This is a genomic window from Bacillus sp. CFBP9009 (genome assembly GCF_036541465.1).
GTDB lineage: Bacteria > Bacillota > Bacilli > Bacillales > DSM-1321 > Peribacillus.
In genome coordinates, this window is the sequence record NZ_JAZHFU010000024.1 from 1 (window position 1) to 14,585 (window position 14,585).

9 protein-coding genes are annotated in these 14,585 nt (G+C 39.3%); 5 read left to right on the forward strand and 4 right to left on the reverse strand.

All coding sequences use genetic code 11. The features are described 5' to 3' along the window. Window positions 1-295: 295 nt before the first annotated feature. Window positions 296-646, reverse strand: coding sequence for a hypothetical protein (locus tag V3595_RS26380; protein ID WP_485910737.1), 351 nt, complete (start codon window positions 644-646; stop codon window positions 296-298). 1,457 nt (window positions 647-2,103) lie between these two features. On the opposite strand from V3595_RS26380, the gene V3595_RS26385 reads away from it, so the two are divergent. Then, entirely contained in the window at window positions 2,104-2,796 is a 693-nt protein-coding gene (locus tag V3595_RS26385) for a hypothetical protein (protein ID WP_485910739.1), read from the forward strand. A gap of 37 nt (window positions 2,797-2,833) precedes the next feature. Continuing rightward, on the forward strand, window positions 2,834-6,019 hold the full coding sequence (locus V3595_RS26390) for a biotin/lipoyl-containing protein (protein ID WP_485910741.1): 3,186 nt from the start codon (window positions 2,834-2,836) through the stop codon (window positions 6,017-6,019). A 332-nt stretch (window positions 6,020-6,351) separates the two neighbouring features. Here V3595_RS26390 and V3595_RS26395 read toward each other — a convergent pair whose 3' ends face one another. Genes V3595_RS26395 through V3595_RS26405 form a run of 3 tightly spaced genes read right to left on the reverse strand, consistent with a single transcriptional unit; the run spans window position 6,352 to window position 10,248 of the window. Then, a complete protein-coding gene (locus tag V3595_RS26395) occupies window positions 6,352-7,566 on the reverse strand; it encodes a Ger(x)C family spore germination protein (RefSeq protein WP_485910743.1) in 1,215 nt (404 codons plus the stop codon). Then, window positions 7,550-8,653, reverse strand: a complete 1,104-nt coding sequence (locus V3595_RS26400; protein ID WP_485910745.1) for a spore germination protein — start codon at window positions 8,651-8,653, stop codon at window positions 7,550-7,552. The genes V3595_RS26395 and V3595_RS26400 overlap by 17 nt, the downstream gene beginning before the upstream one ends. A gap of 26 nt (window positions 8,654-8,679) precedes the next feature. Next, the gene (locus V3595_RS26405; protein WP_485910774.1) at window positions 8,680-10,248 is read right to left on the reverse strand and encodes a spore germination protein; all 1,569 of its coding nucleotides are present in this window, start codon (window positions 10,246-10,248) and stop codon (window positions 8,680-8,682) included. Between the two features lie 620 nt (window positions 10,249-10,868). Between V3595_RS26405 and pbp4b the strand changes: the two genes are divergently transcribed. From pbp4b to hutH, 3 genes are all read left to right on the forward strand, one after another. Further along, window positions 10,869-12,242, forward strand: coding sequence for a penicillin binding protein PBP4B (gene pbp4b, locus V3595_RS26410; RefSeq protein ID WP_485910747.1), 1,374 nt, complete (start codon window positions 10,869-10,871; stop codon window positions 12,240-12,242). Between the two features lie 259 nt (window positions 12,243-12,501). Next, the gene (gene hutP, locus V3595_RS26415) at window positions 12,502-12,951 is read left to right on the forward strand and encodes a histidine utilization transcription antiterminator HutP (RefSeq protein ID WP_095392619.1); all 450 of its coding nucleotides are present in this window, start codon (window positions 12,502-12,504) and stop codon (window positions 12,949-12,951) included. 114 nt (window positions 12,952-13,065) lie between these two features. After that, window positions 13,066-14,583 (forward strand): histidine ammonia-lyase, encoded by a 1,518-nt coding sequence (gene hutH / locus V3595_RS26420; RefSeq protein ID WP_485910749.1) that lies wholly within the window; start codon window positions 13,066-13,068, stop codon window positions 14,581-14,583. Window positions 14,584-14,585: the final 2 nt, after the last annotated feature.

Below are 14,585 nucleotides of genomic sequence, written 5' to 3' on the forward strand. Positions count from 1 at the left end.
TAAAACTGCATTTGATTTTTCGTCTATCGTATATTTAGTCAAAAAAACTGCACCTCCAATTGTTAGATGTTGTCTAACAATTGGGGTGCAGTTCACTTGGCAGCTCTTTTTTTATGTAACAAAAGGGGGTCCAAAAAAAAGTTGATTGGAACTGGTGTGAGACTCCTGCGGGGAAAGCGTGTCAAGGGAGACATCAAAGGCGCCGAGGGCGGACCGCCCGCGGAAAGCGAGTTTCTTGAGAGGTAAATCAACGTTCAAATTGTACAAGCCTTTAAATAACTGTAGACTCGAAATTTTAGATGGGAAATTTAATTGGTGTATTTAATTGATAATAATCCCTATATGATCGATAAGATACCATTTTTTTATTCTCATAATACCCATCCAATTGCAAAATTTTGGATTTGTTGGTTTCTAAATAATAATGATACCCTTCTGTTTCTAAGCTATAGAAGGCATAGGAAATTCCAAGCATTTGTTTCTTGGTGACTTTTGTATCAGGGTGATGTTGTATAAAATCAGCCAATTGCTGTACAGATGTTGCTGGAATTTCTGCGATATCAAATAATGTTTCCTTAATATTAGTCTTTATTTTATTCAAAGTAGTTTTTGCTTTATGTTTGATTTTTTTGGAATGTCTTTTCAAAAATATCACTCCTACTCTATTTATAGTTAAAAGATTTATTATGTTATTTCCAATCAGCAAACGGAGTAAACGCAAATTTGAATCCTGGGAGAAATTCTACCAAAAGAGAAAAAATCTTGGTGAAAAGATTGACGGCAACGAATAATGTTTTTGGGGGAGGTTTAATACTCAGGTTAAGTGGTATATAAATGATAGCGGTTTATTCCCCTGTTGTGCCTTTATTAATGGTCGGGGTTCTTTACGAAGAAAGAGTATCGTTTCATGAATGATGTCGACAGGTAACACATATTCTACTTTTGATTATTACCAATTATTTCTGCATGAAAAAGGAGTGATATATCATGAGGCAAATGTGTATTTACTGTTTTAAATGGGCTGACATAGATATGATGACACCACTTTTTGAACAAGGTAGAGAGTTCGTCAATTATTATTGCGAGGATTGTGTTACTGCTGTTATGGATAATTTGTTTAAGCTCCCATACAAACATGGTCGTTCCTTTACCGATGTATGCGAACAATCAAGAACACACTAGCATCAAGCAATGCGTTTAATAAGTTAAGTGATTGCTCATAAAATGTATAGCTAAAATCATATTTTTTTCAATTACCGACTAGTTAGGTGAGCAATACTGCAACTTATAACGTATTGATCACCAGCCGATTCCTTTAAATATTGAAAGCGTCATTGGCAATAACTCCACTTATTGTAAAGGGCTTGTTGTTGTCATTATTTGCTATCGAAATGAATTAAGCTAAACTAAACAGCATAACTAGAGGCCATCTCAAACGAGAAGGGCTTTTTTTGTTCGCGTTTGTCCTCTTCTTAATCATATCGATTTAAAATTATCTAGTCGAACTCATGCGGAATAATGATATATAGTCCTTTTCTTATCCAGTAAGCAGGCGGTTTAAACCTAGTTATTTCAACCCACTAAAACAATATGATCATACCGAATATTATTAAGTAGTACTTATGAGACAGTATATCGGATTGAGGAAAAATTACATGATTTAATACTGCTAATTATTGAATTTGGATTAGATATTAACAATAAAAACAGATAAAGAAACTAAAGCATTTAAGGGGAAGATTAACCTGTTAAAGGAATTCAATGTTTGTTATACTCTTGACGCCGATGTTAAGTGGGAGAAAATAAAAAAAGAATTGAGCAGTAAAAAAGAGGATGTTTTACAAGAAGTCTTGAAAAGGCTGGAGCACTGTGAGTATTTTATCGTGAAAAGTGATAGTAAGCATCATATTATCAATACTTCATTAATACGGTATATACGCATTTTTGAAAATAAGTAATCTCACTACTGCTTTCTTGGAATATAAGTTATGGTTGTATTCTCCTAACAGTCTATCTGGGAGGGGATTTTTCTATGGCAAAAAAACCTTTTCATACATATACAGAGCGAGTAGGGTTGGTTAACACTTTGAAAGGAGTGTAAAGATGAATAAAGAATGGGATGATGGTTTTATTGAGGCATTAATGGTTTCTCTTCAAGACGAAAGAGTCATTGAAAAGATACAAGCAATAGCAGAATCTGGCTCGTATAGTCAATTGGGGGAGCATAAGGAGCTGCTGAAAGAAAAAGAAAATGAAATAGCAAAACTTCAACAAGAGCTTGCCTCGAAAAAAGCAGAAATTAGTGAGTACCAAATAATGATCCACCATCTAAATGAGAAAATGGAATCCTATTATAATGAATTGCAAAAGAGAAGAGCGGACTATCGGGAAGCGGAAGAACTTTACGAAGCTGTTCAACAATTATCCGAAACCACTAAAAGTTCGTTAAAAGGTATTTTCAAGGGCGGGTCGGTGCAGGAATTCATTGTTTGTGGCGTGCAATATGAAAACATTTCATCTTTGTGGGATTTTATCAAAAACGAGATTATGGAAGGACGGGAGCAGGAAAGAGAGACTTTGCTCGCCCTTTTTCTGTATTTCTTTCAAGAGTACAGTAAAACATACGATACCCCTTTATATAAAATACAGCAAGTGAAAATGAATGAGGTCTTCAGAGAGGACTTGTACATAAGGGCCCTCAATAGCAAAATATCCGGGAACATCTTGGACGTCCTGCTGCCGGGTTATATAAGCATTAATGGTAAAACCATTAAAAAATCCGTTGTGAGAATCTAGCAGGCGAAAAAGAGAATGATAGTAAAGGAGAAATACAATGACATCGATTATTATCCCAGAGATTGAAGAAGGCATTGAAAAAATCCTTCTTGTGCAATGGTATAAACAGCCAGGCGATTATATTACGGTGGGCGAAAGCTTAGCCAAATTCAGCTGTGAGGGCATCGAATTTGACCTCTTTTCAGAAAAAGAAGGTACCCTTAAAGAATTGAACGTAGCGGAGGACACTATAGTCAAGATTGGTGACCTGATATGTTATTTGGATTCTGGTGATGCAATTTCTGAAGAATTATTAAAAGAAGTTGAAAAACAAGAAACGATGGAAGATAAAGAGCCGATTGAGAACGTAACAAGCTTAGCTGAAAAAAATAACATAGACAGTTCCATATACTTAATGAATAAGAACGAAGAGCAGGTTCTATTCTCACCTGATTCCCAAACCGTTCCGGTCTCTGCCATTTCAATGACTTATAAAGAAGTGAGATCGTTAATCAGCCATTTATATCAGAGTGCAGAAGAAACCTTCTTCAAGGATGAAGCGAGCTTCTTTCAAGACATTAAAAAGATGCTCCGTTCCAGATGGGTTTACATGAATAATGGGAATATTATATATGATCACAACATCGCAGCGGTATTTCCTTATAGAAAATACTATGAATTAATGGAAGAGGATTTTGACTACAAAAAGCACCTGGACGTTTCCGGTTTTAATGGTGATGTCATGACACGGGAAGAGGCTGTGAAAAGTTTCAATACAACCGATCACCCTGTATATAAGAGAATACTAACTTTAGACGATTATTCCGCGAGTAAAAATCCTTCCATTTCAAGGATATTTGCCAATCAAACGGCTAACTCTTCTAAATCGATAGCGTTTAAATCCAACGGGTACGACATTCAAAGCTACGATGTAGTAAATCAAAAAAACAATTTGCTAGGAAAAGGGTTTTTCGTTCCCGTTTTCCGTTTAAATGGGGAAAATGCTTTTGAAATCAATGACCGAAAGGCTCTCCATCTCTGGCTGGAAAACCGGTTAGTTCCAAGCGGATTAAGCGCAGAACGCCAGAAGGAGTATGAATATTTGCTGGAATTGTATCAATTAAAGGAATTAGATCATGAAAGTTTTCTTAAAGAATTGCCATCGATCGCTATCGATTCCAACACGTTTTATGAGAAGCTTTTAAACTCTGAAAAAGTAAGAGCTGATATTGATACATATGATGAAAAGATGTTAACAGATCCAAACCGGGGACATTGGGATTTATGGCCTGTCACCTCTGATGAAAAACCTTTAACGATAAAACTGAACGAAGAAATAATGGCCAGAAACCCTAAAATGGATATTAGGGAGGACGGCATAGTTGGCATTGATTTTGGAACGAAAAGTACAGTGGTCGTTCATCAAGAAGAAAGTGATTTTACTCTTCCCATGCGTATTGGGGTTGGCTACCATAACACGGAAGTACAAGACTGGCATTATGAAAATCCAACCGTGATTGAATTTATTGATTTAGAACATTTCCTGGAGCTTTATCTAGAAAAAGAAGGAAGACCAGATACAAGGTGGCAGGATGTGACGGTTTCCCACAATGCTCTTAACAACTTGATGAATGGAAAGAGTGACCATTATTATTCCATATTGAATAATCTAAAGCAGTGGGCTGGAGAAAAGAATAACGAACTCCGATTAAAAGACAAGAGGGGATATGCCGTTGTACTGCGTTCCTTTTTGGACTTAACCGATCAGGAAATCAACCCAATCGAGTTATATGCCTACTACCTCGGTTTGTACATCAATAACCAGAATAATGGGATTTACCTCGATTACACCCTTTCTTTCCCGGTGACGTATGAAAAAGAGGTAAGGGAAAAAATTCTAAAATGTTTTGAACGTGGGTTAAAAAAGACGCTTCCTATGCCGATTCAGCAGGATGAAGAATTAATGAAAAAGTTTCGTGTCACTGCTGGGGCGAGTGAACCTGCTGCCTATGCCGTTTGTGCGTTACAGGAATACGGGTTTGAACCGGAAGAGGATGAAAAAACGTACTATGGTGTGTTTGATTTTGGTGGAGGAACGACAGATTTTGATTTTGGGATTTGGCGTGAAGCGGGCTTGAAAGAGAGCAGATATGATTATGTCATTGAGCATTTTGCAGCGGGCGGGGACCGGTATTTAGGCGGTGAGAACATGCTGGAGCTTTTGGCGTTCCAAGTGTTTAAAAACAACCAAAGAACAATGCGTGAGCTAAACATTCCTTTTACCCTCCCAGCGGAATGTGTGAAATTTCCCGGAAGTGAAACGCTGATTAATGAGTCACAAGAATCCTATTTAAATACGAAACAATTGGTAGAAAAATTAAGGCCGCTTTGGGAAAGGCATGAACGGTATGAAGAACAGTTTGGAAAAGGCATGATCCGGGCAGACTTGTTTGACAAAGCCGGCCACGCAAAACTCAATGTGGAACTTTTGATCGATCAAGATGAAATGGAACAACTGATTGAGGAAAGAATTGAAAAAGGCATTAAAAATTTCTTTGAGTCATTAAGGCGCGCTTTTGCCCGGTCAGAACACAGTAAAATTAATAAAGTGAATATACTGCTTGCGGGTAATTCAAGTAAATCCCCAGTCGTTATGGATCTATTTAATAAATGGATTGAAAGGGAAGTGCAGAACACTCAAAACTGGGGAGAAGTGTCTAGTGATCTTTTTGAGATTCTCCCGCCACTGGGGACAGAAGGCGCTTATTTAAAGCAAGAAGAGAGAAACAGAGTGGTTAACCGAGATACAATAACCGCTCCTACAGGAAAAACAGGCGTTGCCTTTGGACTTGTACAAAGCAGAAAAGGCGGAAGTATAAAAGTTATTGACCGCGATATGGTGAATGGTGAATCAAAGTTCAAGTATTTTCTTGGCATCGGGAGAAAAGGGAAATTAAAAACAGTGATTGATCAAGAAGAAGAGTATAACAAATGGCATCTTTTCATTGATGCGTCAGAAGAAGATTTTGAAATTTATTACACAAGCCTGCCGGAAGCTAGTACCAACCAGCTTGATATTAAACAGGCACAGAGGAAAAAGCTTCGAATTGACCATGTAGACGATTCAGCTTTTGTTTATATTCGAACCATAAGCCCGACTGTTATTGAATATGTTGTTGCAGACGAAGGCTCGATTTTAAATGGGGATTATTTATCTGAAATTACTAAAGTGGAATTAAGCTAATAAGATATGTTGAACGAAAAAATTTCGTAAACACACAACAGATCATTCATTTGTATGGGCTAATTGAATATATCAAGATTAAAGATGTTATGTTCATTTGAGTGGTATATAAATAGAAGATATCCTCGCTTGGTGCATCGGTTAAGGTTTTATGTAGGACCTTGAGTGACTTTAAAGTTAAAGACCTCCCACAGTATACTGTGGGAGGTCTTTTCATGCTCATCGTAATATGTATTCCCATGGACCCCGTTTTAATAGCCTTTATAATGTTTAAGAAATAGTATTCATTTCCAACATTTAATGCTGGAAGCTCTATTTTTTATCCTGAGGGTTCACTTCTTTGATCCTCCTGATGCTCCATAATCATTAATAGTTAATTTTACATCGTAGTTGATCTGAGTTTCACTAAATGTTTGGTCCCAATCGTTTTTGACTTTCTTCCATACTTTTGGGTGCTCAATTCTCAATCGATTTCCGAAGCCAGCAACGTCCACCTGGTATTCTTTTTGCATTTTTTTCAATACATTCCCCACCATGCGTTTCACTTCTTTTTCGGATGATTTTTCTGCTTTTTTGAGAAATTCATTTTTAAAAGAATCCCCTGAAACTACCCAGTTTTCAGACAGTCTACCCACTGATTCAATGTTTACATCAAAAGAGATGCTGTCTCCTTTAACTAGAGGTACGATACTGCTTTTCATGGACTCTATTTCATATACAATCTGCTGACCGGTTTCTTTATCAAAGCTTTTCACTACACCGCCTTTCCCCTTACCTGTTATCCATGTTACGCCCTCCAGTTCTTCCTCATTTAAAGTACCAGTCATTTTGTGTGTCTTTCCATCGATTACGGCAGCTCCCGCAAATTTGACTTGCCCATCCACTGATAGAACTTTTTGCATTAGAAAACTAGATCCTGATTTGATCTTGCTTTCTGCTTTAATATGCGACATGGGAGGTAAAATCCTCGTTGTTCGATATGCATTTTCTACAATGCCAGCCAGACGAAACGCTGGAATTTCTCCTGCTCTCTTTGTTTTCAGTGTCTTGCTTGCTCTTCCTTTACTTATGAGCAAAAGACAGCTTGGTCTAATCTCACTTTCTCGAAAGTTTTGATCAAGTAATTGTTCCAACCTATACAATTTTGCAAGATCTTCGCCGATAACAACCACTTTCATATGGTGAGCGGTTACCGGTTGTTCACTTCTCAATGATAATTCACGAACCATTTGATGGAAGGAATCTCCAGTTTCAGAAACGTTAATATAAGATTTTTGTTGTGGTCCTGATTGTTTCGTTGTTGAACTTGCTACTTGTGGAGTGATAAATTGATAGGTTGCAGTAATCAGGTCCTTTTTTGAATAACCATCCCCTTGTTCGTTTAACTTTTTCTCGATGGAGGACTGCTTGGCTTTATCGAATGCCAAACCTATACCTAGACTTTGCTCTTCAATTTCATGACTGCTCCAACATCCTGTAAGGGATAAGAACAAAAGAACGGAGAGGGAAATGAAGAGGGGGCGTATATTGTTATGTGATTGTTTCATATTTTCCTCCCTTTATTCTTGAGATAATAAGCAGGAGAAGCGGGAGAAAACCAAATAAAAACAATGCCATATGGCCGACGAAATCCCCTTGTTTAAATAGGTCATTCATATTTTTCGGAATCATGGCAATGATGTATAGAATCGGAAGCAAGCCATACATAAATGGGTGAATGCTCTTTTTCGTAAGTTGAGCCAGCCCTAAAGCAGCTGCAAAGTATGAGATGGTAAATGTAGCAAATATTTGCATGATCCAAACCCCGAGCAATAAAGATTCAAACCGTTCAAAGATTAAACCGGAGATTTCAAAACTCCGTATAAGATCCAGTGTCGGCCATGTTCTCAGGACCACTCCATCAACAGATAATGCCCCGATAACCATTACGACCGTTATCACATAAAAAATCAATGGAATGGAAACTCCAACAAGCAGGGCTTTTACTGCTTTTTTTGGCTGATTCATAAACGGAACAAGCAGTAACATGATTTCAGGCCCTGAAAAAGCGAGAGCCGTTGTTTTTACTCCTTTTAGTACAGGGATGACTCCGTCTCCTAATACAGGACGCAGATTATCGATCTCAAATATTTTGAAGCTCATAAAGGTAACAACCAAAAAAAGGATAACTGCCAAAGGTAATATAATCTCAAAAAGACGGGCGAGGGGGTTAACTCCGCCGATGATGAGATAAAGACTTACCCACATGAAAATCATAATAATTGCCCATGTAGGCGTACCTTCAAGAAGTAAATACCTTACTACCTCAGCCATTGCACGGAGCTGAAATCCGGAAGTCATAAGAAAATAAAGTATTATAACTAAACTAAGTAAACTCCCCAACCATTTTCCTACAATTTCATTGATGTATTGATAAACGGTTTTTTCGGGAAACTGTTGGCTTAATTTGACCATGATCACCCCCGCGATTATAGCGATAATCCCGCCTAAAATAACGCTTATCCATACATCTGGTGTATGCACCTTCTCGGTAGCTGATCTGGGTAGGGTGAGTAATCCTGTGCCGAGTACAAAGTTGATGACAATGACAGCTGTTTGAGGAGTTGTAATTTGGTCTTTCGGACTGAGAATCATTCTTTAACCACCCTTTCACCGATAGGTTATCCTTTGCGTATGGGATTTTTTGTATGCATCATCTTTGGACGGCGTTTCATCATCATAAGTGGCATGCGAACCATCAGGTCTTTCCACTCACTTAAGCGATAAGGAACGGCTGGACTCAAATAGGGCACACCAAAGCTTTTTAATTTAACTAAATGGCTGGCCATTAAAAGAAAAAAGAGAATGACCCCGTATAATCCAAATGTGGCAGCACATAGCATTGCGGGAAAACGAAGCATCCTTAATGTAATCCCGATACTATAGTGCGGAATGGAAAATGATGAAATAGCAGTTAAAGCTACTACAATCACCAAAACAGGGCTAACGATCCCTGCTTGTACAGCAGCTTCCCCAATGATTAAACCTCCGACAATTCCCATTGCGGGACCGATTGGCTTAGGTAATCGCAGTCCTGCTTCCCTCAAAATTTCGATGGCTATTTCCATGAATAATGCTTCGATAAGTGCTGGAAACGGAACCCCGGACCTGGTTCCAATAATGGAGATGGCCAGTTTGGTCGGAATCATCCCTGAATGAAATGAGATGAAAGCTATATACAAAGACGGTGTGAAAAGAGCCAGAATAGCTGCGAGGTAACGAAGCATACGGATGAATGTACCAGGAATCCACCTTTCATAATAATCTTCCGGTGATTGTAACATCATGCTTAATGTTACTGGAACGATCAAAGCGAAGGGCGTCCCGTCTAATAAGATGGCCACTCGACCTTCCATTAAAGCAGCGATCACGCGATCCGGACGCTCTGTATTCTGTACCTGCGGAAAAGGACTAAGGTAATTATCTTCGATAAGTTGCTCTACATAACCTGATTCAGGAACATTATCAATATCGATTTTCTTAATTCGGCTTTCCACCTCTTGAACTAATTCGGGATCAACAATATCTTTTATGTAAGCGACAACTAAGTCTTTTTTTGAACGCTTTCCTACTTGGAATTTTACTAACGATAAATTCTCAATTTCACCACTACCCCTTAACAAAGATGTATTATCACTCAATGATTCAGTGAAACCGACCCGTGGGCCTCTGACTAATGCCTCTGATACCGGTTCTTCGATCGTCCTTGTTTTAAGTTTTGTAGTTCCAAGGATCAGCGCATCCAATGATCCATCAATTAAAAGAGCAGTAGAACCTGTTAGTACTTTAGATGCTAATTCTTTAATGGATCGAACTGCTTCTATTTCACTAATGGATAACACTTCGTTTTTTATAAATTCTTTTGAAATGCTTCCTTTGAGGTAGGGAAGGTTCTGTTTATATTCTGCTGAAAAATCAACCATCAATGATGGCATAATATGCTTATCAATGAGATCTTTGTCCGATATTCCATCCACAAAAATGATGATTGACCGTATACTGGTTCGCCCTAGATTAAATTCCCGAAAATGCACATCCCAATTATGGCCAATTTCTTGCTTAACACATTCAAGATTAAAATTAAGATTATCTGTAAACTGATGTGTTGGATCTTGGGAGGTATATGCTTCTTGTTTGTCTTTTTCGTTACCTTTTCCTTTTTTACCAATCTTTGATATCCACTCTTTCATCATCATCACTCATCCTTTGAGGTGCGAAGCAAATTAAACAATTTGCTGATTAGATACGGAATAACAAACACAATGAAAGCTTGTATAAAAACCTGCCATTCTGGAAGGTAGGAAACAATCGTTTTCCACATTTTCATCACCCTATACTTGTCTCAAATAGCAGCTGGAATTCCTTTATTTCTCAAATAGTATTAATATCTTCTGTGTTTCTTATGCAATGAAGTTAAAAAACCATTAGCCGTATTAGCCATCAATTTATACTTCGTATTAGCTAAACGGGAAAGCTGATTTAGAATATAGTAGAGGAAAAATCGATGTCTGGGACTTATACGAATAATTATAGTGAGCTTTAATAAACATTGGTTTTTCCTCTTTGAACTGGGGATGACTTATGCTCATGATTTGAAATATAATTTTAAAAATATCAATATCAAATTGAAATGAAGCTCGAAATAACATATACTGAAAATTGAGAATTATTTGTAAATATTATCCGCTTTTGGAAATTGTGCACTTTTATAAACTTAAATATGAAAAGAGACGGAATGAATGAGATTATTATTATCTTTCGGTAAAGTTGTTCTTTATTTTCTAAAGTGATTTCAAAGGGGTGGAAAATGATGAATATATGGACAAGCTGCACAATTAGTTCAATTCTGGCACTTTCCTTACTAGCACCATCCGTGTCTGTTGCTAATGAAAATTCAAATCATGAAGCCGCTGTGAGTAAGGAGACTGCCAGCCAGTATCCAATATTAAAGAAAGCAAAAAAACCAGAAGAAGCGGGCTTTTCGTCTGAAAAGCTGGAAAAAGTGGATCAGCTTATTGAAATGGAAGTGGCAGCCGGTTTCCCTGGTGCAGCCCTGATTGTCATAAAGGACGGAAAGATCGTTAAAAATGAAAGCTACGGGTACAAACAGAAGTTTAATGAACATACACCTCTTAAGAAGTTTCAGAAAATGGAAAATGACACGTTATTTGACCTTGCTTCAAACACGAAGATGTATGCAACCAATTTTGCCATTCAGAAATTAGTCAGCGAAGGCAAGCTGAATATCCAGGCAAGAGTCCAGCAATACATTCCTGAATTCAAAGACACGGAGGAGGATGTGATCAAAGGAAAGGATAATCTGAGGATCATAGATGTTCTTCATCATACAGCAGGGTTTAGACCCGATCCGCAATACCATAATCCAAAGGTTTCGGAAGAACTTTATTCCCAGGAGCGGGACAAGACCATCGAGTTCATTTCCAAAACACCGCTCACATATGAACCTGGAACACAGAATGTATACAGTGATGTCGATTATATGCTGCTTGGTGCCATTGTTGAAGAAATAACGGGTCAGCAGCTTGATGCCTATGTTGAAAATGAATTGTACAAGCCGCTTGGTTTGAAAAATACAAAGTTCAATCCTCTTCAAAAGGGCTTTAAGCCAAAGGATTTTGCCGCAACTGAATTGCTTGGCAACACCCGGGATGGCGTGATAGACTTCCCTAACATTCGCACATACACACTTCAAGGGGAAGTACATGATGAAAAAGCCTTTTATTCGATGGGAGGCGTTTCAGGGCATGCCGGTCTTTTCTCCAATACGGAAGATATGGCTGTCCTTCTGCAGGTGATGCTGAATGGCGGGGGATACGGTAAACATACTTTGTTTGATCAAGAAACCATCGATGAATTCGTCGCACCTTCCGAGATGAATCCTACATATGGGCTTGGGTGGAGACGAAATGGCGATGCAAGCATGGAGTGGATGTTCAGTCCTCATGCAAGCGACAGTGCCTACGGTCATACTGGATGGACTGGTACGGTCACGATCATTGATCCGGAAATGGATTTAGGGATTGTTTTACTTACAAATAAAAAACACTCTCCACTCGTTAACCCTGTAGCCAATTCCAACCAGTTTTTTGGCGACCTTTTCAAAACAGGAAGCTATGGAAGTGTTGTAACTGCTATTTATGAAGCATTGGAAACGAATGAATGAATGTATATTTCCCATAAAGTTTAAGGCCTCCTATTAATGGAACAAAAGTCCATTTTCCAGGACGTTTATGGGGATGGGCTTTTTTACAGTTTTCAAAGAATATTGATGAGAACTGTACGGGCATAAAGCGGCTTTCGGGAGTGATGAATCATCCCCTAAAAGAACTATTTTAAAAAATATATTGACCGAACAGCTTGTATCCGCTTACAATTATATTTAGTTATTAGTGTATTTAGAAAATTGTAAAAGAGGTACCTGCATGACAAAGGAATTCGACAGAAGAATCGGGCGCCATGCAATCATGTACGCGTTTGCGAACGAAGAAGAAGAAGTCATATTGACGAATGACCTTAAGCGGATGGATTGGCTTTATGGAAAAGGTAAAGTCGGTTCAATGGAGCTGCAGAAAATAGTTGCGGCCATTGAGACATCAGCGAAAAGACTTGGATTAGTCAATCCCGATATGTATCGTGAAATGCATGCGCTGTATCATGCGATCATCGAAGCACTCCAAGGAGTGACACGCGGCCAAGTTGAGCTTGGCGGTCTTTTGAGGACTGCGGGCCTTCGGTTTGCCATCGTTCGGGGCAGGCCGTTTAAAAACGGGGACGAAGGTGAATGGATTGCTGTAGCCGTGTATGGAACGATTGGAGCACCGGTTCGGGGATTTGAACATGAAGCCGTTGGCTTGGGAATTAACCACATTTAAATAATTAGAAGCCTATAGTTATTTAGTGAAATAGGGGGCTGTATTGAAAGACTGGATAAGTCTGTCAATACGGCCTCCTTTTGTTTGTTTAAAAAAAGAATAGGGGTGCATGAAATGATTATGTTAACGGGCCAAACTTTAACGATTGAAGAAGCGAAAAAAGTGTTGTATGGGGAGGCATTTGTCACGGCTTCTGCCGAGAGTGTCAAGAAAGTTGAAAAGAGCCGGGAAGCGGTTGAAAATATCGTGAAACAAAAGAAAGTCATCTATGGCATCACAACAGGTTTTGGAAAATTCAGCGATGTATTGATTGATGCAGAGGACGCAGAGCAGCTACAGTGGAATTTGATTCATTCCCATGCTTGCGGAGTCGGGGAGCCGTTTCCTGAGGTCGTTTCGAGAGCTATGGTCCTTCTCCGTGCCAATGCGCTATTAAAAGGGTTTTCCGGCGTGCGTCCTGTCGTCATTGAACGTTTGATCGATCTTTTGAATGCTCATATCCATCCGGTCATCCCTCAGCAAGGTTCTCTTGGAGCAAGCGGGGACTTGGCGCCGCTTTCCCATTTGGCGCTAGTATTGATGGGAGAAGGGGAAGTGTTTTATAAAGGAGAGCGAATGGAGGCCATCGTAGCTTTATCTAAAGAAGGCATTCTTCCTCTGACACTTAAAGCAAAAGAAGGTCTTGCATTAATTAACGGAACACAGGCCATGACTGGGATGGGCCTCGTCAATTACATTGAAGCCGAACAGCTGGCCCATCAAACTGAAGCGATCGCTTCACTGACGTTAGAAGGTTTACGCGGCATAGAAGATGCCTTTGATGCCGATGTTCATCTAGCACGAGGCTACCGCCAGCAAACAGACGTCGCGGAACGGATTCGTCGCATGATCAGCGGCAGCCAGCTCATCACCAAGCAAGGAGAACTGCGGGTACAGGATGCTTATTCGCTCCGCTGCATTCCGCAAGTGCATGGGGCATCATGGCAAACACTTGATTATGTAAAAGAAAAACTGGAAATCGAAATGAATGCTGCGACGGATAATCCGCTTATTTTTGACGATGGGGAAAAGGTTATTTCAGGGGGTAACTTCCATGGCCAGCCGATTGCATTTGCGATGGACTTCATGAAAATTGCTGTTGCCGAGCTTGCGAACATTTCAGAGCGCCGGATTGAGCGACTCGTCAATCCTCAGCTGAATGATTTACCGCCATTCTTAAGTCCGTCACCTGGCTTGCAGTCGGGAGCGATGATCATGCAATATTGTGCCGCTTCATTAGTTTCTGAGAATAAAACACTCGCACATCCTGCAAGTGTTGATTCCATTCCATCTTCAGCGAACCAGGAAGATCATGTAAGCATGGGAACTATTGGGTCCCGACACGCACATCAAATCATTCAGAACGTACGCCGCGTTTTGGCGATTGAGCTTATTTGTGCCTTACAGGCGGTGGAATACCGCGGAACAGAAAAGATGGCTCCGTTTACAAAAGAGTTTTATACGGAAGCAAGAAAGCTCATTCCAAGCATTACACAAGATCGTATCTTTTCTAAAGATATTGAAGCAACGGCAAGCTGGTTACATCAAATCGATTGGAATTCATTTATTCATAGAAGTTTACCTACAACATAATA